At 69.4% G+C, this 19,919-nt stretch carries 20 protein-coding genes; 8 read left to right on the top strand and 12 right to left on the bottom strand.

Annotated elements, in window-relative coordinates; translation table 11 throughout:
* Positions 1-48: 48 nt before the first annotated feature.
* Complete coding sequence (locus tag FCH28_RS14640; RefSeq protein ID WP_136740300.1) at positions 49-849, top strand: VOC family protein; 801 nt, start codon at positions 49-51, stop codon at positions 847-849.
* Between the two features lie 129 nt (positions 850-978).
* Here the strand turns inward: FCH28_RS14640 and FCH28_RS14645 are convergent, their stop codons facing one another.
* A complete protein-coding gene (locus FCH28_RS14645; RefSeq protein ID WP_246102844.1) occupies positions 979-2,061 on the bottom strand; it encodes a class I SAM-dependent methyltransferase in 1,083 nt (360 codons plus the stop codon).
* Positions 2,062-2,182: 121 nt separating this feature from the next.
* On the opposite strand from FCH28_RS14645, the gene FCH28_RS14650 reads away from it, so the two are divergent.
* Positions 2,183-3,376, top strand: coding sequence for a DUF1266 domain-containing protein (locus FCH28_RS14650; RefSeq protein ID WP_136740301.1), 1,194 nt, complete (start codon positions 2,183-2,185; stop codon positions 3,374-3,376).
* Between the two features lie 33 nt (positions 3,377-3,409).
* Entirely contained in the window at positions 3,410-4,324 is a 915-nt protein-coding gene (locus tag FCH28_RS14655; protein ID WP_246102845.1) for a YihY/virulence factor BrkB family protein, read from the top strand.
* A gap of 120 nt (positions 4,325-4,444) precedes the next feature.
* Here FCH28_RS14655 and FCH28_RS14660 read toward each other — a convergent pair whose 3' ends face one another.
* Positions 4,445-4,756, bottom strand: coding sequence for a 4a-hydroxytetrahydrobiopterin dehydratase (locus tag FCH28_RS14660; protein ID WP_136740302.1), 312 nt, complete (start codon positions 4,754-4,756; stop codon positions 4,445-4,447).
* Between the two features lie 211 nt (positions 4,757-4,967).
* Between FCH28_RS14660 and FCH28_RS14665 the strand changes: the two genes are divergently transcribed.
* Complete coding sequence (locus tag FCH28_RS14665; RefSeq protein ID WP_136740303.1) at positions 4,968-6,791, top strand: hydroxysqualene dehydroxylase; 1,824 nt, start codon at positions 4,968-4,970, stop codon at positions 6,789-6,791.
* 103 nt (positions 6,792-6,894) lie between these two features.
* A complete protein-coding gene (locus tag FCH28_RS14670) occupies positions 6,895-7,731 on the top strand; it encodes a helix-turn-helix domain-containing protein (RefSeq protein ID WP_136740304.1) in 837 nt (278 codons plus the stop codon).
* Positions 7,732-7,742: 11 nt separating this feature from the next.
* Here FCH28_RS14670 and FCH28_RS14675 read toward each other — a convergent pair whose 3' ends face one another.
* Entirely contained in the window at positions 7,743-8,129 is a 387-nt protein-coding gene (locus tag FCH28_RS14675) for a nuclear transport factor 2 family protein (protein ID WP_136740305.1), read from the bottom strand.
* 413 nt (positions 8,130-8,542) lie between these two features.
* Here FCH28_RS14675 and FCH28_RS14680 point away from each other — a divergent pair, with 413 nt between their 5' ends.
* Entirely contained in the window at positions 8,543-8,860 is a 318-nt protein-coding gene (locus FCH28_RS14680) for a hypothetical protein (protein ID WP_136740306.1), read from the top strand.
* 325 nt (positions 8,861-9,185) lie between these two features.
* Positions 9,186-9,611, top strand: coding sequence for a DUF6083 domain-containing protein (locus FCH28_RS38530; protein WP_246102846.1), 426 nt, complete (start codon positions 9,186-9,188; stop codon positions 9,609-9,611).
* A gap of 117 nt (positions 9,612-9,728) precedes the next feature.
* Here the strand turns inward: FCH28_RS38530 and FCH28_RS40090 are convergent, their stop codons facing one another.
* Positions 9,729-11,141, bottom strand: a complete 1,413-nt coding sequence (locus FCH28_RS40090) for a helix-turn-helix domain-containing protein (RefSeq protein ID WP_246102848.1) — start codon at positions 11,139-11,141, stop codon at positions 9,729-9,731.
* Between the two features lie 889 nt (positions 11,142-12,030).
* Here FCH28_RS40090 and FCH28_RS14695 point away from each other — a divergent pair.
* Positions 12,031-12,516, top strand: a complete 486-nt coding sequence (locus FCH28_RS14695) for an SRPBCC family protein (RefSeq protein ID WP_222852422.1) — start codon at positions 12,031-12,033, stop codon at positions 12,514-12,516.
* Positions 12,517-12,794: 278 nt separating this feature from the next.
* On the opposite strand, the gene FCH28_RS14700 is transcribed toward FCH28_RS14695, so the two are convergent.
* From FCH28_RS14700 to FCH28_RS14735, 8 genes are all read right to left on the bottom strand, one after another.
* Positions 12,795-13,394 (bottom strand): hypothetical protein, encoded by a 600-nt coding sequence (locus tag FCH28_RS14700; RefSeq protein WP_136740309.1) that lies wholly within the window; start codon positions 13,392-13,394, stop codon positions 12,795-12,797.
* Positions 13,395-13,575: 181 nt separating this feature from the next.
* On the bottom strand, positions 13,576-14,316 hold the full coding sequence (locus FCH28_RS14705) for a DUF6333 family protein (protein WP_136740310.1): 741 nt from the start codon (positions 14,314-14,316) through the stop codon (positions 13,576-13,578).
* Positions 14,317-14,478: 162 nt separating this feature from the next.
* Entirely contained in the window at positions 14,479-15,192 is a 714-nt protein-coding gene (locus FCH28_RS14710) for a DUF4232 domain-containing protein (protein ID WP_136740311.1), read from the bottom strand.
* 408 nt (positions 15,193-15,600) lie between these two features.
* Positions 15,601-16,188, bottom strand: coding sequence for a hypothetical protein (locus FCH28_RS14715; RefSeq protein WP_136740312.1), 588 nt, complete (start codon positions 16,186-16,188; stop codon positions 15,601-15,603).
* Entirely contained in the window at positions 16,185-17,567 is a 1,383-nt protein-coding gene (locus FCH28_RS14720) for a hypothetical protein (protein WP_136740313.1), read from the bottom strand. The genes FCH28_RS14715 and FCH28_RS14720 overlap by 4 nt, the downstream gene beginning before the upstream one ends.
* A complete protein-coding gene (locus FCH28_RS14725) occupies positions 17,564-18,433 on the bottom strand; it encodes an ABC transporter ATP-binding protein (RefSeq protein ID WP_136740314.1) in 870 nt (289 codons plus the stop codon). Before FCH28_RS14725 ends, FCH28_RS14720 begins: the two co-directional genes overlap by 4 nt.
* Complete coding sequence (locus FCH28_RS14730) at positions 18,430-19,248, bottom strand: zf-HC2 domain-containing protein (protein ID WP_136740315.1); 819 nt, start codon at positions 19,246-19,248, stop codon at positions 18,430-18,432. Before FCH28_RS14730 ends, FCH28_RS14725 begins: the two co-directional genes overlap by 4 nt.
* Positions 19,245-19,805 carry an RNA polymerase sigma factor gene (locus FCH28_RS14735; protein WP_136740316.1) on the bottom strand — a complete coding sequence of 187 codons (561 nt, stop codon included), beginning with the start codon at positions 19,803-19,805 and terminating at the stop codon, positions 19,245-19,247. Before FCH28_RS14735 ends, FCH28_RS14730 begins: the two co-directional genes overlap by 4 nt.
* Between the last annotated feature and the right edge of the window lie 114 nt (positions 19,806-19,919).

The following is a 19,919-nucleotide window of genomic DNA, read 5'->3' on the forward strand; positions in this document are numbered from 1 at the left end:
GTACGTGATGGCCGCCGTAGGGGATCGACCGCTCCCTAGGAGGCAACGATGCCCGACGTCACCGCTCCCTACTCGCCCGGGACGCCCTGCTGGGTCGATCTCGCGGCCCCCGACCAGCAAGCCGCCCTCGACTTCTACTCCGCAGTTTTCGGCTGGACCGGCGAGATCGGACCGGCGGATACCGGCGGTTACTCCGTGTGCCATCTGAACGACAAGCCGGTGGCCGGCATCATGGCCGCGGTCCCGATGGAAGACCAGCCCGCGCCGCCGACCGTATGGACCACCTACCTGGCATCGACCAACGTGGACGCCACCAGCGAGGCCATCGGCTCCGCCGGCGGCACCGTCGTCATGCCGGTCATGGATGTGATGAAGTTCGGCCGGATGTGCATCGCCGCCGACCCGACCGGCGCTGTGTTCGGCGTCTGGGAGGCGCTCGAATTCCCCGGTGCCGGCATCGTCAACGAGCATGGCGCCGTGGTCTGGAACCAGCTCAACACGACCGACCGGGACGCCGCGGCGGCCTTCTACGAGACCGCATTCGGAATCAAGGCCGAGGCGATGGAAGTGGAAGGCGCCGAGGGCTACTTCGCGCTCAAGGTCGACGACCGCCCGGTCGGCGGAATGACGTCCATGCCGCCGGAGCTGCCGGCCGGCACGCCCTCGCACTGGCTGACGTACTTCGCGGTCGCGGACGCCGATGGCACGGTCGCCAAGGTGACGGCGGCCGGCGGCTCGGTACTCAAGGAGCCCTTCGACATGGTGGCGGGCCGAATGGCCATCGTGACGGACCAGCAGGGCGCGACGTTCGCGGTGATCACCCCGAAACCGATGGGTGAGGGAGAGTGATGGGGTGGGATGAGCGAGGGTGAGTGAGGGGTGAGGGGCGACCTCCACGGTGCTGTGACCGGTGGGCCGTAGGCCGTGAGCCGTAGCCCGTAGGCCGACCGGTCACAGCACCGACGCGTGGCGCTACTGCTACGACCGCGCCCGTGCCGTATGAACCGTCTGGGCTGACAGCAGGAAGGCGTCCGGGCGGCGGGTGATGCCCGCGGCGTCTTCCGGGTCGGTGAGGCGGGTGAGGGTCATGAGGTCCTCCTCGTCGAGACGGTCGCGGAACATCTCGATGCCGCGGAGCAGCGTGGCACGCACGTATTCACGCCCATCGGCGGACAGCGGGGCGGGCAGGTCCAGCAGGAAGCTGCGGGTGCGCGGGGTGCGCAGGTCCGCGTCGGCGAGGAAGGCCGGCCAGTCCTCGACCGCTGCCACGGCATCGGGCACCGCCGCACGCATCTCGGTGAACCCCTCCTCCCACAGGGCGTCGAGGCGGGACTGGAGCCCCGGACGGCCGATGCCGATGTCGCGTGGCAGGAAGCGGGCGGTGAGGCCGCCTTCGGAGACGGCCAGCAGGCCGCCGGGCCGCAGATGGCCGGCCAGCGCGGCCACCGCTCCGCGCTGGTCGCCGACGTGGTGCAGGGCCTTGCTGGACCAGATGAGGTCGGCCCCGCCCAGCGCGTCGAGCCCGCCCGGGAGTTCGGCGAGGTGGGTGCGGACGCGGTCGCCGAGCCCGAGGCGGTCGGCGCGGTCGCGGGCACGCTCGAGGAGGGCTTCGGTGGCGTCGACGGCGACCACCTCGGCGTCGGGGAAGGCGCGGGCGAGGAGGCAGGCGGTGACGCCCGGTCCGCTGCCCACGTCGAGTACCCGGCTTACGGCGGGGGCGGCATCACGGGAGGGAGAAGCGGGGCCGGGGGCCGGGCCGGGACCAAAGCTCGCGTCGACGCCCGCGGCCACGCCCGTATCGGTGACGACAGCGGCGTCCGTGAGGAGTTCGCGCAGCCACCCGGACGCCGCTTCGAAGAACGGGGTCTGGATCTCGGCGCCCCGTTCGAGGAGCGGACCCATCTCCGCCCAGTCGAGGTCCGTGACGTCGTGCCGGTGGACGTGGTTGCCCAGGTGTCCGTGGTTGCCCAGACGTTCGTGGTTGCCCAGGCGTTCGTGGTTGGCGAGTTGCCCGTGGCTGCCCAGGCGTTCGTCGTTGCTCGGGAGTTCGTGATTGCTCATGGGGCGGAGCCTCCGATACGGGGTCATGAGCGGGCAATCTTTCTTGCCGGTTCGGCAACCCCCGATTCCCGGCGGACCGCCCGCTCACCGTAGGGTCTGGCCTGTGGGTACTCCGGGATGGATGCCGCCGACCGAGACGGAGCGGCGGCTGTGCGAAGCGACGGCGCGTGGTGACTGGGATGGACAGGTCACGGCGATCGCCGGCGAGGATCTGTATTTGGCGGCGCCGCAGCAGGGCCAGGACCCGCTGCCCGTCTACACCGACCCCTCGACGGGCGCCACCTGCATTCCCGTCCTGACGCGCGGCATGCTGCCGCCGTGGCACCCGCAGCAGTTCTTCGACCGGGTCTCGGTCGAGGAGCTGGCTCAGGACTGGCCGAACGACAAATGGCAGCTCGCGGTCAATCCGGGGACGCCGTGTGCGGTGACCCTGCTGGCCACGCACGCGCACCGCGCCGCCTGGATGCGGGTCCGCGCGCAGGTCGGCGTACGGCCCGGCGGGCTGCTCGCCACGCACTTCGGCGGCCCGCTGCACGGCCCGCTGGCCCATGGGCTGGCCTGCGGCGCGCCGATCGCGGTGCACCACAGCGTGCCGTGGAACGAGCTCGGCACGGCCTTCCTCGACCACGCCACGGACGCGCAGACGCTGCGCGAACAGTGGTCGGTGGTCGATCCGGCGTCCTGGCAGCAGCGTCTGGACCAGCTGCTCGGCGGACAGTTCGTACCGGCCGACACGGAGGCGGCACTGCGCGCCCGCGCGTCCGCGAAGGCAGGGCAGTCGGGGCAGTCGGGCCAACCGGGGCAGCCGGAACAGCCCGGGAAGGCCAAGGCAGCGGCCGCGACATTCGAGAAGTCCGAGGGGCCGGCGGGGGACGCCGATGCCACTCCCAAGGCCACCGACGCGTCCGATGCCTCCGGTGCACCAGCTGCCACCAGGCCCCCCGGGATCCCCGCGCCCCCCGAGCTCGTCGGCCGCTACGAGGAGCGGTTCCGTACCGACGGGCTGCTCCCCGCGAACGGCCAGGTCGTCTCCCTCGTCGCCCTCGACTACGCGCACGCCGTCAATCTCGTCCGCTGGGGCCTCGGTGCCCGGCTGTGCGGGCCGCAGCAGGCCGAACTGGCCGTCCAGCGGGTCGGCGCGCAGGCCAAGGAGGCGTACGGCTCGTGGGAGGAATTCGCCGCGGGTTATGCACTGGGCCGCCTGCTGGCGTTCGACAATGGCTGGTTCGGCCCGCAGTACGCGGAGACCGTGCATATCCACCGTGTTCTCACGCAGGACCCGGGCTCCCCGTGGCGGGCCCTGGACTTCGCCTGAGCCAACGGACAGGACGGAGAGGACGAAGGGGACATGGGCGGGAGAGGTGCACGGGCGAAGGCGACAGCCAATGGCAAGCGCAGCACGGCCTGGCCAACCTGGGCCCAGTGCCGCACCGCGCTGCGCCGTACCCCGGTATCCGTCTGGAACGACGATGTGACGGACTGGGCGGCGAGCCTGACCTACTACTCGGTGCTGGCGCTGCTGCCGTCGCTGATCGTCACGGTGTCGCTGATCGGTGTCGCCGATCCCGCGGCCACCGAGCAACTCATCAACCACATCAGTGCCCTCGCGCCGGCGGAGTCGGGGCCGACCGTGCGCCGTGCGCTGGTGAGCATGGCCCATCAGCACACCGCCGCCTGGGTGGTCGTGGGCGGCGCGCTGGTCAGTGCCCTGTGGTCGTCGTGCAGCTATCTCGCGGTCTTCCGTCGCGCTCTGCACGCCATGCACCGCACGAAGGACGACCGGCCGCCGTGGCGCAAGGCCCCGCGCATCATCGCGACGGCGCTGCTGCTGATGGCGTTGTTGATCAGCAGTGCGGTGGTGCTGATCACCAGCGGGCCCATCGCGCGTGCTCTCGGCCGGGCGCTCGGACTCGGGGAGGCGGGCGAGGCCACCTGGAACGTGCTGAAGTGGCCGCTGCTGCTGCTTCTGGCCACGGTGCTGGCCATGGTGCTCTTCCGTTCCGGTCCGCCCGTGTCGCGCGGGGTGCGGCGGGCGGCGCCGGGCGGGGTGGTCGCGGTGCTGCTGTGGCTGGTTTCCTCGGCCGGGTTCGCGATCTACGCCTCGTACGTCGGCACCTTCAACCGGCTCTACGGCTCGCTGGCCGGCCCGGTGGTGTTCCTGATCTGGCTCTGGTTCTCTCATTTGTCGCTGCTGTCCGGCGCCCAGTTCAATGTGGAACTTGCACGCGCGGGCCGCGTCGTGAGAACCCGCGCCCGCTACTGAGGGCAGCGGGCGCCACCGCCTCTCCCCGCAGCTCCGCCCGCCCCGTGTGCTCAACGGCGCCGCTCAGCACGTGTCATGGCGCCGCTCCACACGTTCCATGGCACCGCTCCATGACACCGCTCAGTGCGCTCCATGACAGGGGGCGATGTCCTCGATGCGGCGGGCGAGGCCGAAGTCGAGTTCGGTGATCCGGCCGCCGATGCTGTGGGTGTTCACCGATACGGCGAGCCGGTTGTAGCCCAGGGTCAGATCGGCGTGATGACCCAACTCCTCCTGGATCTGAGCGATATGGATCACCATCGCGGCGGCCGGAAAGTGCCGCTTGAAGGCAAAACTGCGACACAGCAGCTCGCCCTCGACGGACCAGCCCGGCAGCTCCGCTAGACGGTCCTCGATCTCCTTGTCGCTGAGCGGTTCCACCTGAGCGTTCATGCGCTCGCCTCTCCCGCGGTGAGTCGGTCACGGCCCGCGCGGTCAGTCGCGGGTCCGCCGTCCGTTGCTTCGGCCATTCCAGCGTGTCACAGGCCGAGGGCGCTTTCGCGCCAATGTACGGAGGGTGCGCCGGTGGCCTTCCGTGCTGCGTGTGGCCCTTCTAGGCTCCTGCGCCTGATGTGAAGTGTTACCGACGGTAGTGGGGGCTGACATGGACCGTAGCGGTGGAAACCCGAGCAGCACACGGCGCCGCTTCCTCGGCGGAGCGGTGGGCGGCGCGCTCGCCCTCAGCGGTGGCCTCGCCGCCGGCACCGAAGCCTCGGCCGCCCCGCTCCCTACGACCGGGAAAGCCGGAAAGTCACGACGGGCGGCCCGCCGGGTCGCCGTACTCGGCGGCGGCGTGGCCGGCCTGACCGCCGCGCACGAGCTGGCCGAGCGCGGCTTCCAGGTCACCGTCTACGAGCGCAAACCGCACGGGCTCGGCGGCAAGGCCCGCAGCATGGACGTCCCGGACAGCGCCCACGGCGGCCGGAAACCACTGCCCGGCGAACACGGCTTCCGCTTCATCCCCGGCATCTACCACAACCTCCCCGACACCCTGCGTCGTATCCCCTTCCCCGGCAACGCCAACGGCTGCCACGACAACCTCGTCGCCTCCACCGAGGTGATGCTGGCCCGCACCGGTGGTCGCGAGAACATCCGCCTCCCCTTCTCCTCCATCGGCACTCCCCCACCCGTATTAACACCGGACGCCTTCATTCGGATGCTGACCGGCATGCTGGAGACGTTCAGCGGTCTCCCCGCCCACGAGATCGCCTACTTCGCAAACCGTCTGCTGGTCTTCTTCACCAGCTGCGAGCAGCGCCGCCTCGACGTCTGGGAGCACACGCCGTGGTGGCAATATCTGCGCGCCGACGCCATGTCCGCCGACTACCAGCGGCTGCTGGCCATCGGCATGACCCGCAACATCGTCGCGACCAAAGCCGAGATCGCCTCCACCAAGACCGTCGCCACCTGCGGCGAGGCATTCATCTTCAATCTGCTGGGACGGGGCGCGGACGGTGAACCCGACCGGGTGCTCAACCTCCCGACCAACGAGGCATGGATCGACCCCTGGGTGACGTATCTCCGCTCCCTGGGCGTGGAGTTCAGGGTCGGCTGGTCCGTACGCGACCTGACCCTCGCCGGCGGCCGGATCACCGAAGCCGTACTGACCGACCCATCGGGCGCCCGGCAGACCATCACCGCCGACCACTTCGTCCAGGCGATGCCGGTCGAGCACGCCCGTACGACCTGGAACGCTTCCGTACGAGCCGCCGATCCCCAACTCGCCCGCTGCGACGCACTGGAGACGGACTGGATGACCGGCATCCAGTTCTACCTCACCGAGCCGACACCCATCCTCCACGGACACATCAACCACATCGACACACCCTGGGCGCTGACCGCCGTCGCCCAGGCCCAGTACTGGAAGGACCGGAACTTCCCCGCCGACTACGGGGACGGCACGGCCGCCGACTGCCTCTCCGTCGACATCTCCGAATGGAACAAACCCGGGATCCTCTACGGCAGGACCGCCAAGCAGTGCACCCGCGAGGAGGTGGCACGGGAGGTGTGGGCCCAGCTGAAGGCAGGCCTCAACGACACCGGCGCCAACGTACTCCGCGACGCGACCCTCCACTCATGGTTCCTCGACCCGGCCGTGGACGGCCTCGGCACCCCCCACCCCACCAACGACGAACAGCTGCTGATCCACCCGACCGGAACCTGGTTCAACCGCCCCACGTCCAGGACCACGATCCCCAACCTCTTCCTCGCCGGCGACTACGTGGCCGTCGACATCGACCTGGCCACGATGGAAGGCGCCAACGCGGCCGCACGGCAAGCGGTGAACGCACTACTCGACGAGGACGGATCGAACGCCGAACGCTGCACACTCCAACGCCTCTACTCCGCCCCGGAGTTCGCGCCCTTCAAAGCAGACGACGCCAGACGCCACCGGCTGGGCCTGCGCAACGTCTTCGACCTGGGCTGAGCTGAGCTGAGATGCGATGAGCTGGGCATGAACTGAGCTGAGCTGAGCTGAGCTGAGCCAGCATCGAGGTACGAGACGCCCCACCTCGGCTACCGTCGCCCCCATGACCACCGCCTCCGCGCCTCCCCCCACCTCCCCATCCCCGGAGAGCACACCTGCACCTGTGGGGACACTGTTGCGCGAATGGCGCGGCCGACGCCGACTCAGCCAACTGGAACTGGCGCTGCGCGCCGACTCCTCCGCCCGCCACATCAGCTTCATCGAAACCGGCCGCTCCCGCCCGAGCCAGGAGATGGTGCTGCGCCTCGCCGAACACCTCGACATCCCCGTACGAGAACGCAACGCCCTGCTGATAGCGGCGGGTTACGCCCCCACCTTCCCGGAAACCCCACTCAACGACCCGTCCATGGCAGCCCTGCGCTCCAGCATGGACCACCTCCTGACCTGCTACGAACCGTTCCCCGCCCTGGTCGTCGACGGCACCTACAACGTGCACGCAGCCAATCAGGCCATCACCACGCTCCTGACCGGCATCGACGAGTCCCTACTCCAACAGCAGCCCCTCAACGCCATGCGGCTCACCATGCACCCGCGCGGCCTGGCACCCCGCATCCGCAACTACCTGGAGTGGCGCGGCCACCTTCTCCACCAAATGGAGCGCCAGCTCGCACTACTGCGTTCAGCACCGCTCCGAGCCCTCTACGAAGAGGTGAGCGGCTACCCACTGCCCGAGGGCGGCCGGGAGTCGGCGGCGGCCGGTGACCACGCCCCTTTCGCCCTCCCCATGATGATCGAGCACGACGGCACAGTTCTGTCCTTCATCTCAACCATCACCACCTTCAACACCCCCATGGACGTAACCGTCTCCGAGCTGGCGGTAGAGACCTTCCTCCCCGCCAACCCGGAAACAGCCGCCCGTCTACACACGCTGACGCCGTAGCAGCGCGAGCCTCACACCTCCGGCACCCGATCCAGGAACCCCAGCACGGAACGGATCCGGCCATCCTCGGCCAGCCGCACCACATCGAACCCCGCCACCGGCGCCGCCCCATCCACCACACTGACCAACTCCCAGCCGAACCGCGCGATGTCGTGATGCCCGTCCACGTCCCCCAACGGCCGAAACACGAACCCGGGGAACTGCTCATGCGCCCCGGCAATCACCGCCGCAAGCCCCTCATGCCCCGCAACATCGGCCAACGGATCGGTATACGTAACCTCCTCCGCAAACGCCCCCGCGACGGCCTTGGCAACAGCCCCCGGCTCGCCGGCGTTCCACGCCTCGAAGTAGCGCTCCACGGCCGCCTGGGCACGCGGCTGCTGCTCATGCTCGGTCATGACTCTGCCTCCTCGGTATCGCACAACAACACAACTCTCCAGAACGAACCAGTCCACGAGCCGGAGTGCGCCGGCCCGTGAACCGATGCCTTCACCTTGCCGGGCGAGAGGTGCGGGGTCGATTACCCGGGAGGTAATGGCGGATGGCCCTCTCGGCCAGCAGGATCCTGCGGACCTGGGACCGTCCCACCTTGATCCCGCCCTGGCAGGCGACAGCAGCCACTCCGGCTTCGTTCTGCTGCGGAAACGGGCGCCGCTCGGTTAAAGATTGATCTATCTCGCCCTAGGAGCCGCGAATGTCGAGGACCGCAGACATCGATTTCGTGTTTGCACGTGCGGTGACAGTGGACGCCGTAGTACGGGCCATGTCGGGAGAGGGATGGTCACTCCAGGAACCGCTTGGCGTGTCATACATGATCAACAACAACGGCCTGTTCGAGTGGCACTCGACCTCCACCGACCGGGCTGATCAGATCCTGTCTCTGGTGGACGCACCGAGCAACTTCGACTACCACGTCGGGGTTTGCGTCTATCACTCAACTGCGGGAACCGGCGGTCAGCTCCTCTTTCACGGGGGCCGTGCGAACTGTGCTTTCACCCCGACGATCGATCGACGAAGCCTCCCCGGAGCACCAGCACTGACTGACCTGCCCTGGTACTTGAACGCACTGGTGCCACCGCTGGTTGCCCTGGGCTTGCTCAGCTACGAAGCGAGGGACATTGCCGACTAGGACTCGATCGTCAGCGATCCACGGCGCCTTCGGGTAACGCTCCCTCTCCCAGCGGGCGGCACTTACGGCCACGCGATCACGGAAGTTGCGCCAGAACCCAACTCGCGGCGGTCACCGCATCCGGTAACCGAACCTCGGCGCGACCCGTGAGCCTGCGCAGGGGCGCTGTGCACGCACGCTCCGATGCGACCTAATTGCGCCCTATCGTCCCCTGAAGTCTGCGCTCACTCTCCAGCACATGGGGGCGATTGAGGAGACAAGTCAGATATGCCAGAGCTGCCAGACTGGCGGCCCTACCGTGAGGGTACGCGGCCGCGTCAGGCTCATGGTCGCGCTCTGCGATCCCTGTTGGAACGCCCACGCCAACCAACTTGCCCTTGAGGAGGGCGCCACGGCCCCTCCCAAGGTCGAACCCGATCCGGACGACGTCGCCTGGTACGAGCCGCCGACCTGCGGCGATTGCGGGGCCGTGGTCAGGCACTACCCCACCAACTACGACCGGTGGGTCTACCTGGCCGTCGAAGACCTCCCGGCGAAGGATGTGGCTCCTCGGTACCGGTGGCGCCTGGAGACGATACGGGCCCCGTATTCCCCCGTCGCCGTCGACGTCGTGGCCATGCGTATCCGCGGCATCGAACCGCTCCCCAGCGACCCCGTGCGCCCCGCACACCGGGCAGTGTGTCTCAGCCCGGACGCGTTGCAGGAAGCAGAGCAGGAAGCAGAACAGGAACGCGCGGCGGACCCCGAGTGAGTGAGAGCTAGTGGAGCCGCCTCAAGGAAGTGGGCCTGGAGTGGCGATGGCGCGGTTCGACGCCCCAGTCAGCACGGCCGTAGAGCAACCGTGCATCCTGCGGCCGGCCGCGGCGCACTACCCCTGCTGCTCCTGGCGCTTGTCCCACTTGCCGCCGCCGAGTGGGTAGTCGTAGCCGGGTCGGTCGGCGTTCGCACTGGTGCGGAACGGGGTGCCGTGGTCGTCGATGCGTACGGTGCCGTGGCGGGAGCCGCTGGACCACTCCAGGGTCAGGTCCCAGCGCACATCGCGCGCCGAGGTGTGTGCCGAGACGTAGAAGACCTCCGGGTCGGACTCGCTCACCTTGTACGGGAAGTCGCGCTGGCCGTGCGTCGGCTCGGTGGTCGGGCTGCCCGCATCGAGGTTCACGTCGAAGCTCTTGGTGGTGACGTTGCCTCCGCATCCGACGCCCATGGAGTAGTCCTTCCAGGCGAGCGGTTCGGCCTTGCTCATGATGCGTACGTGCAGCGCCTCGAGGACGACCGTGTCCTTGCCGGTGCCCTGGACGGTGAGTGCGACTGTCTGCTCGTCGGACGAGACCGCGCCGTAGGCCGCCGCCCAGCGAGAGGCGTCTTGTTCAGCGGCGGGCGGACCCACGAACTCCGGTTCACGGTCGACCAGGAAGTGCTGGCTGCATGGGCTGGTGTAGGCGTATGGGCGAGCGATGACGGTGAGCGGAGTGCCACGGCCCTTGTCGGCGTGGCCGTCGGTCGTGCCTGGTGACTGGGCTGCGGTGGAGGGCGAAGCATGATCGGGCGGCGCGGTGTCCGACGGCGACGGGGAGGCCTGACGGGACGGTGGCGCAGCTGCGGGGTCCTTGCTCGGCGGGGGCGAGGTACTGGAGTTGCTGGTGGTCTGCTGCTGTCCGGCCTCGGCGTCCTGCCCATACGGCCAGCCCACCGCGAGGGCGACGGCACCCATGACGGCCGCGGAAGCGACCACGGCTAAGGCTGCCCTGCGGTGTGTACGCCGACGTGACGAGTCCGGCAACGGCAGCTGGGGTATCTCCTGTGGTGTCTCCGGCGATTCCTGGACTGGTTGCTCACGAGGTGCTGGTTGCTCACGAGGCACGGGTTGCTCATGAGGCTCGTCCTGGTTCCGAACGGCTTGCGTTCCCGGGATTTGGCGCGTCGCCTCGGGCTCCCGTGGCGATTTCCGGCTCGTTTCCGGGGCGGATGGTTCCGGCGGGGACGGGAGCACTGCCGGCTTCGGTGTGGAGGAGCGCCCGCGTCCGCGGGCCGCGTCCGCCAGGATCCAGTGACGGTGCAGATCCACCATCTCCTCCGGACTCGCCTTGCACAGCCGCGCGAGACGCTGCACCGGAGCGTAATCGCTGGGTATGACGCTGCCATTGCAGTAGCGGTGCAGTGTGGAGGTACTCATGTGCATCCGCTTCGCCAGCGTTCCGTAACTCAGCCCGGAGCGGTCCTTCAACTGCCGCAGCAGCGCTGCGAAGTCGTCGACGCTCTGGCTTTCCCTGGCCCCTGACACCCGTTTTCTCCAATCCTCGTGTCCCGATCCCGCATTCCGGGGCACGCCGTTCCCCCTGGTCAGCGCCGGTGCGAACGTTCCAGCGTTCCTGGGAGGCCGCTGAAACGTGGCTGCCGGGCGAATGACCGCCCAAGCTCTGGTCGTCAACGTCATCCAAGCACTGCAGGCACCACCACTCCCAAGAGGACTCTCAGCATGTCGAGCGTTTGTTCCTCTGATGCGCGTCTGTTGGCCGCTGCCGCGGCGTTCGCGGTCGCCGCGTTCTGGCTGACGCGTGCAATGGCGTTCTTCGGCCGCTCGATGTCGGCAGCACGAGCCCCGTCCCGACCACCCGGTCCTGCCCGCCAACGGCGTACGCGTCGACGGCTCGCTCAAGGTCACCTACTGGCAGCAGTCCCTGCATGGGTGGCGCCCTGGACCGGTGATCTACGGTCTCGGCACGGACAGAGGTCAGGCACACGCTCCTCTCGCCACACACCGCGGGCCACCGTCGCAGCTCCGCCAGCAGGCCCAGCATGAACGCCCGCGCCCACCCGCCGTGGCTCCACCCCGCCGGAACCGGCCGCCGATCCGGGTCACCAGCTCATCAAATGTCCCCAGCCAGCGAGCCTGGGTCTACGCTGTGGCCAGGGTCTACGCTGCGGCCAGCCACCGCCAGTAGATCATCACCAGTCGCCACAAACCGGGTGATCAAACGGTCACCTTGCCAAGATCAACACCGTGGGCGACCCATGGAAAACCCGCCAGGGCAACGGTGGCACGGGGGCGGGTTCCGCCCACACGACCGATGAGTTCCGCCTCGCCGTGTCGTCTGCCTATTGGGAGCATCAACATCCCCCTTCCGCGCCTGCGGGAGGCCCGAGACGAGATGACAAGGAGCGTGCACACCGTGACCGAGGAGAACGTGAGCGCCACCCTGACTGTGGCCGCGCCCGCCGCGAAGGTGTTCGCGGTGCTGGCGGACCCGACGAGCCATGCTGCGATCGACGGCACCGGCTGGGTTCAGGAAGCCGTCGACCGGGCGCCGCTGACCGAGGCGGGGCAGATTTTCCGGATGGACATGTATCACCCCAACCATCCAGACGGTGACTACCAGATGGCCAACAGGGTCCAGGTGCTCGACCCGCCGCGCGCCATCGGCTGGCTGCCGGGGCAGGAGAAGGGCGACGGTCACCTGGAGTACGGCGGCTGGACCTGGCGTTACGACCTTGCGCCGCTCGGTCCGTCCGAGACTGAGGTCACGCTCACCTACGACTGGTCGGCGGTGCCGCAGTTCATCCGGGAGTACATCCAGTTCCCGCCGTTCAGCCCTGAGCATCTCAGCAACTCGCTGCATCACCTGGCCAAGCTTGCCGCACCGACGTCTGAGGCCTGAGCGTCCGGCCGCTGGACACCTGGCGGGCGGCCTCAGCGGTCCACCGAACCAAGATGTCGGCGACGTGAGGATCGGCAAGCGACCGATGCGCGGCTGGGCGGCGGAAGACGTTGCCCGTGATCACGGCGCGGGGGTGGCCACGCAGGGCGCCGAGGTCGAAGGAGGTGAGGCGCGGATGCCGCCGCCTTCATCGGCCTCGACGACCAGCATGTGGGGAGGGTGGGCCGGGTGCGGAAAGGCGTAGGTCCGGCGGACTCCCGGCGGGCGAGCCGTGGCGGTCAGCAGCGCAGGCCGAGGATGCCCCAGCCGCGGCACTCTGCCTCCGTGACCACCTGTCCCCAATCGGAGAGAAAGCCGGCAAAGGATTCGACGGTGGTGATCCATCCACCGTGCCCGGCGTCGGAGCGGGCGAACGGGTCGCGTAGAAGTTCCAGCTGGGGTGCCGCCTGCCGCCACCATTCGGCGATCAGCGGTATGTGATCGGGCGGACACGACAGCAACAGGTCCGCGTCCCAGGTGCACGGCCGCTCGGGCAGCCCTGAGCCGACCCCGGTGGTGTCCTCCAGAGCGTGCCAGAACAGCGCGTCGTTGAACGGGTCGAGTACTTCGCGCAGCTTCGGCGCGACGAACTCGCGCATGTGGTCCCAGCGGTGACCGGCCCAAAAGTGCGGCTTGTACGAGCCCATTGTGTTCTGGAAGGCATACCTGCCGTACCAGTCCTCACCCGGCTGCGCGGGCCACGACCAGCCATGCTCGAAGAGGTCGTCGCTGTACGCCTCGCCGAAGGCTGCATCGAACAGCAGCTCTTCCCGGTCGTCGGGCGCGGCCGCCTCCACCCGCGGCCAGTCCACGATCAGCACCTCTATCCCCACACCCATCACGCCAGCGTAGGGCTTCGTCGCCGAGCCGGTCGGAGAGGTCGGAGAGGTCGGAGACGGGGGGGGAGATCAAGGCACTGTCACCGTCGCGGCGATGCAAGCGGTACAAGCGATACACCTGTGGCTATGCAGCTGCGGCTACGGCTACGGCTACGCACGTGACCTACCGGAAAATCAATCCCTAGCTCGTCCACATCCACATCTCCTCCATCATCGACGTGTAGTCCTCGGTGTGGCGGACGCGGAAGACGGACATCTCAAGCCCTTTTCGGAGCCTGCGACCACAGTGGTCAAGGACCAGTCCTCCCAGCATCCCCCAGTTGGTGACATGCGGTTTTCCGTCCAAGTAGAGGTATTCGCGGTCCTCATCAGTCAGATCGGCCAGGTCGATGCCGAGAGCGTTCAGGACGGTGTGGGGGTCGCCGTCGACGTACCACGGGGATTCGTAAGCGGGGAACCCGGAAGCAGAGAGCATCAGACCGTCGGGGAGGCAGATCACGTCCTCCGTGTGGGTCTCCCCGAAGTCGGGCGCAGCGGACCCCACGATCAGGGCACTGGGGTGGCGCTCGCGGAGGGCTGTGACCTCATGCAGAACCGGAGTCATGCCGGCGTCGTAAGTGGCAAGGGCCGGATCGGATATGCAGGTCACGGCACCCCAGCAGCCAACCGTGATCAGATCCAGGTCTGAGAGCTCCTCCGCAAACAGAACCTCGGACGCGGGCATGGGAGGAAGTTCTTCCAGCACCGCGTCGACCGTGGGGAAGGCTTCGACGAAGGTGCGTGCCCGCACGTGGTCGTGAGGCGGCAACTCGGCGGTGCTACCGGGCAGCGGCGGGTCCACGAGGGTGATGATGTATTCCTCGGAGTTCGAACTGCGGACGGTCGTCTCGGGCGGGCAGGTCCAGAAAGAGATGTCGGTCATGACAGGCACCGTAGCGACGACCACTGACAACGGTGCGAGCCCTGTGCATTGACGTCGCGTCATATGCATGCCGACCGGGGGTAGGGAGCGGCGCCGCACTGGTCGATCGCGGCGGCAGACTGGGGAGCTGGGCCGAAAGCCCGCCGCCGCCCTCGTCGGCTCTCAGAAGCCGAGCGCGTCCTGCATGTCGCTCTGCCAGTAGGTGACTGCCGCATTGTCGTCCTTGAAGGTGCCCTCCGGGAGCCTCAGGACGACGGGACTGCCGACCGAACCGGAACCGCTGCGCGGGGTGAACAGCACGCCCAGCTTCTGCGCCGTACGGCCGTGGGTCTCCCCGCCGGGCTCACCCGTGAGGCTTATCGCGGCGTAGGCGGACTCGCCGGGGGCGAGGGACACGACGGCCTGCGGGCGGCTGTCCTCGACGAGTTGGGTGGCGGACTGTTCGTCGTCGAAGCGGAGCGCGGGCGCACCGTAGGCGTCGCACTTGCCGGAACCGGTGTTGGTGACGGTGAGCAGGAGGTGGTTGATCGGGCGGGTGACCTTGCTGACGACGACCTTGGTGTTGGCGTCGGTGCAGGCGCCGGATGCGGAACTGCCGCCACCACCACCGTTGCTACCACCATTACCGCCGTCGGTGCTCTGGCTGCCGCCGCCGGACGAGGACGTGGAGCCGCTGCTGCCGCCGGTGGCCGCGGATGAGGCGGACCCGGAGGCCGTCGGGGCGGGGGTACCGGCGCTCGTCTGGTCGCCGGCGGGGTCGGAAGCGCTGGGCCTGGCGTCGTTTTGACAGGCGGTCAGGGACAGTCCGGCAACGAGCGCGGCGGTGGCGATGGCGGTGCGGCTGCGGGTTCGGCCGCGGCTGCGGAAGCTCTTCATGGTGGATCGACTCCCCGTGGTGTTGGTGGATTTCAGCATGGTGTTGGTGGACTTCGGCGTGGTGTTGGTGGACTTCGGCGTGGTGTTGGTGGACTTCGGCGTGACTTCGGTCGATTCAGCGGTGGTTGGTCAGTCCGATCACGACTGCGATGCAGCAGATCAGTACACAGGTCGCGACGACATCGCAGATGGCTACTCGGGTTCGCATGGCTGCTCCCGGTGCGGCGGTGGCGGTGGCGGTGCTGCCCAAACTCTTCTGGACGGACGGCCCGTGGGGCAACGGACCGCGGACAATGAGGGACGGTGGAATGCTGGAACGGGGGTTGACCAGGCGAAACACCCAACGCCTGGAATGCGTTCCAGGGACGGCGGACCGGCTGGTCACCCGCTCCCAGTGGCTGGGACCGGCTACCGTCTCGGTCCCGCGACCGCGTACGCCGCGGTGCCGACGAACGTGATGGCCAGGGCCGTCCAAGTGCCCGCCGCCGTGCCGGGCGGCAGCAGCATCCAACTCGCCACTTGCGTCAGCACACCCGTCGGCACACCCATCGGAAGCGGGGCGAAGAGCGCGTACGAGAGCCAGACGACTGGCAGTGCCCACGCGTACTGCGCCCCCCAGACCGTCGCCCCGACGGCGGCGAGCCCCATCATCCCCGCGCTGTTGCGGATGATGAACGCGGTGGTAGCCAGGTCCTCGCCCATGGTCTGCACCGCCAGGAGCACCGCGCCGATGACCGCGCCGCCGAGCAGCACATGCGCCGCCCTACGGGGTACCCAGCGGATCGCCGCCGTCCGGTCCAGCGCGTGGTCCTGCCCGCCGAGCCCGACCGATACCGCCGTCGCCCCCAGGGCGAGGACGAGCGCGGGCAGCTGCGGATCAACGGGCCCCGGGCCGCCGTCCCGGGCGAGGGCCCACACCGCCACCGTGCTGGCGACCACCACGGCGAGCGACGCGGGCATCTGCCGTGAGCGCGCGTACAGCGTCAGCCATCTCACGGGGACTCACCGCCGGACAGCACCGAGAGCGGGTCGCTGCTGCAGGAGAGTGCCGCGGTGTGTGCGGCAGTGATCCGCGAGCGCTGCTCGGCCCGCGGCAGTGCCTTGAGTTCCTTCCACACCGGTGCGGCCAGAGCGGTCAGGCTGCTCGCAGAGTGCTGGGTGCCGCGGAGTGGTACGAGGTCCCCGAGGACCCAGCTCGCCGCGATGCTCTGCGCGGCGGTTTCGCTGGGCAGGCCGCTGCTGCTGATGGTGGTGCGCGGGTTGCAGTGCGGCGCCATGCCCTGGGCGAGCAGAGCCCGGGTCAGATCCTTGCCCCGCACGGTGGAGATCGCCCCGTCGTCGAAGTCGACGAGCACGGCTGTGCGGGACCGCTCGAGCGTGGCGCTCGATGCCCGTGGGGCGGTGACCTCCCGGATCGACACCGGAGCATGGCTGCCCAGGGTCTCCCGCAGGAGGCGCAGCGCCTCCTTGCCGGGACCCGCGAGGTCGGCGAGGCGTGCCTGGTGCAGCCTCGTCACACACACCGGGCCGTCACAGACCTGCGCGGCGGCGGCCTCGTCGACGACGTACGCCCGGCGCGGATCGGAGGGAAGGACGAGCAGGGCGATCGCCGCGCCGGCCAGCACCGGAGCCAGGGCGAGGAGCCGGGCGCGCGGGGTCGCCACCACCAGCAGGGCGAAGCCCGTCGCGGCCATGCCGAGCAGCCAGACCGTCTGCCCGGCGTGCACGGAAGCGGAGAGCGTGAGAAGCACCTCGCGCACTGGTGCCACCGCCGGTGAGAGCAGCGAGAACCGGATCGGGACCGCACCCGTCGGCACCGCCGAGTCCGACGACTGCCGCAGGAGGGTGGTGAAGGCCAGGGCGGCCACGGCCAGCGCGGGCGGGGTGAGGGGAGACGGCACGGCGCGCCCGACTCCCATGCCCAGCACCGCCCCCGCGACGAGGGAGAGTGCCCCCACCAGCGTGATCGGCAGCCAGCCGAGGTGTGCGTACGCGCTCTTGGCGAATACCTGCACGGTGCCCAGGTACACGAGGAGCACAAAGGCCGAGACCAGGGTGATCGCGGTCGCGCCGGCCAGCGTGGCCGCCCGGTGCCGGGCGGGTCGCGGTGTGCTCATCAGCAGCTCGGACATCGCCGAGCGGTGGTCGCGCAGCCCCTGGAGTGCCCCGAACCCGACGGCCAGCGGCCACAGAAAGGCCAGGAGCATCCGGGTCCACAGGGCCATGGAGGTCCACTGGGCCGTCCACAGCGCGGTGCCGTCCCACCACGGTCCAGGAATCAGATAGAGGAACCCCAGCGCGGTCGCCAGAGCCACGACGCCGGCCCATGGGGCGACGGAACGCTTCAGTTCGATGCGCAGGACGCGGATGTTCACCAGGTTCCCCGTCCATGCTCGGTGCGCCGTCCATGCTCGGTGCGCCGTCCCCGCTCAGGGCCCAACAGCAGCGCCGAGTAGCCGCGCTCCAGCGGGCTGTCACCCACGTGCTCCGGGCCGCCCACCGAGGCCAGTTCGTCCGGAGGGCCCTGGAAGACCAGTCGGCCCTCGGCGAAGAGCACCACGTTGGTGCAGGCGGCGGCGACGTCCTCCACCAGATGGGTCGAGACCACCACGCAGGTGTCCGTACCCAGCTCCTGCAGTAGTTCGCGGAAGCGCAGCCGCTGCGCCGGGTCCAGGCCGGCCGTCGGTTCGTCCAGCAGCAGGATCGACGGGTCGTTGACGATGGCCTGGGCGATGCCGACCCGCCGCACCATGCCGCCCGACAGAGCCTTCATCTTGTCGTCGGCGCGGTCCGCCAGGCCGACCCGCTCCACGGCGCGCTGCACCGCAGCGGGGATGTCCGCCTTGGGCACCTCCTTCAGCCACGCCATGTACTCGACGAACTCGCGCACTGTGAACCGCTTGTAGTAGCCGAACTCCTGCGGCAGGTAGCCGATTCGGCGGCGCAGCGCTCGGTACTCGCCCATGCGGCCGACGGGCTCGCCGAGCAGCTCCAGCGTGCCCCCGGCGGGGCGCAGCACGGTGGCCAGCGCCCGGATGAGGGTGGTCTTGCCCGCCCCGTTGGGGCCGAGCAGACCGTGTACCCCGGTGCCGAGCGACAGGTCGAGCCCGTCGACGGCCAGGTGTTTCCTGCCGACTCCGACCTTCAGCCCAGTGGCCCGGATCTCCCAGGCGTAGGCCGTCGGTGCGATGTCGGCCGCGTTGACCGCGGGCATGGGGTGATGGTCCTTTCCGATGGTCATCGATGGGCTCCCAGCACGGAGTACGTGCCCCTGCGGGTGATCACGACGCCGATGCCGAGCGCGAAGATCAGTCCCCACATGGGCAGCCCACCGGTGTGCAGGACGAAGGTCGTACGGTTGGTGACCAGGGTCGGTGCCACGACGAGGGCGGCCCACCCGGCCACCAGCACAACGGCGGCGCGGGTCACGCCGATGACACCGCCGAGCGCCAGGGTCGTCGAGGCGAAGGCCAGGCAGGGCAGCAGCCACTGAGCCACCATCACCCCCGTCGCCCAGCCGCCCACCAGCAGCGCGGGGAGCACCACGGCGAGCACGGACGCGGTGCGCCGCAGCACCAGATACAGTCCGGCCCTTGGCGCCGCTGCCGTCAGCTCGTACGCCGGGTCGAGACCACGCGACCAGGACGCCGCGACTCCCAGCACCGGCAGAACAGGGGCGAGCAGCAACACGAGTGACACCTCGTCGGAGCCGTTGCCCACCAGGTCGAGCAGGAGCGCGAGCAAGGTCACGCTCATGACCATGGCCAGCCACGGCACCATCGTGGGCGTCAGCCACCCGGACAGCCACGCGGACCAGTGCCGTCGGCGCGGCACCGGCGCGACGGCCGCCAGCTGGGGTTCGAGGCCGGACCACACCGTGTCGACCAGTGCCGTCACGGCCGGCGCCCCGGCCGTGACGGCGGCCGACAGCCGGTCACGGCACACCCCGCACATCTCCATGTGGGCCTCCAGAGCCCACACCTCGTCGGCGGCGATATCCGTGTCGCCGCGCGCGTAACCGTCGATGATCCGCATCGACACGTGTTCCACGCTCATGACAGCGCCTCCCGCATCGCGGTCCTGGCCCGGCGGGCACGGGTCTTGACCGTGCCCTCGGGCAGCCCCAGCAGGGCCGCGGTCTCCCGGACGGTCAGCCCGTCGAGGACCATGGCCTGCAATACCTGGCTGAGTTCCGGTGCCAGGCGCCGCAGCGCGTCGCCGACGTCCCCGCCGACGGTCGCCGCGAGCGCCTCCTCCTCGGCGGCGGGCGCCACGTCGGCGAGCGCTGCCGCGGTCGGCGGCTCGGCGTGGTGGGCCCTGCGCCGGAAGGCGTCGACGAGGCGGCGTGCCGCGATCGTCCACAGCCATCCGACGGCCGTCCCGCCGACCGAGGCCCCCGCGAACGCGCCCGCCGCGCGCCACACCGCCAGATACGTCTCCTGCATGACCTCGGCGACGATCTGCTCGTCCGCGCAGCGTCGGCGCAGCCGCACCGCCATCCACGGCGACGTACGTCGGTACAGCTCCTCGAACGCGGCACGGTCGCCTCTGCCCACCAGCCGGACGAGATGCTCCTCGTCCGGCTCGCCCGGTGCCTTCCTGACTGATCTCACACCCTCTAGACGCCCGGCCCGGACGCCGGGTTTTCGCCTCGGTGTGATCCCCGTCATACACAGGGTTCCCGGGAGCCCCAGTCCGACGGAGTTGCCCCGCCTCGGGCGGTCGGC

The sequence above is a fragment of the Streptomyces piniterrae genome (assembly GCF_005048155.1).
GTDB classification, from domain to species: domain Bacteria; phylum Actinomycetota; class Actinomycetes; order Streptomycetales; family Streptomycetaceae; genus Streptomyces; species Streptomyces piniterrae.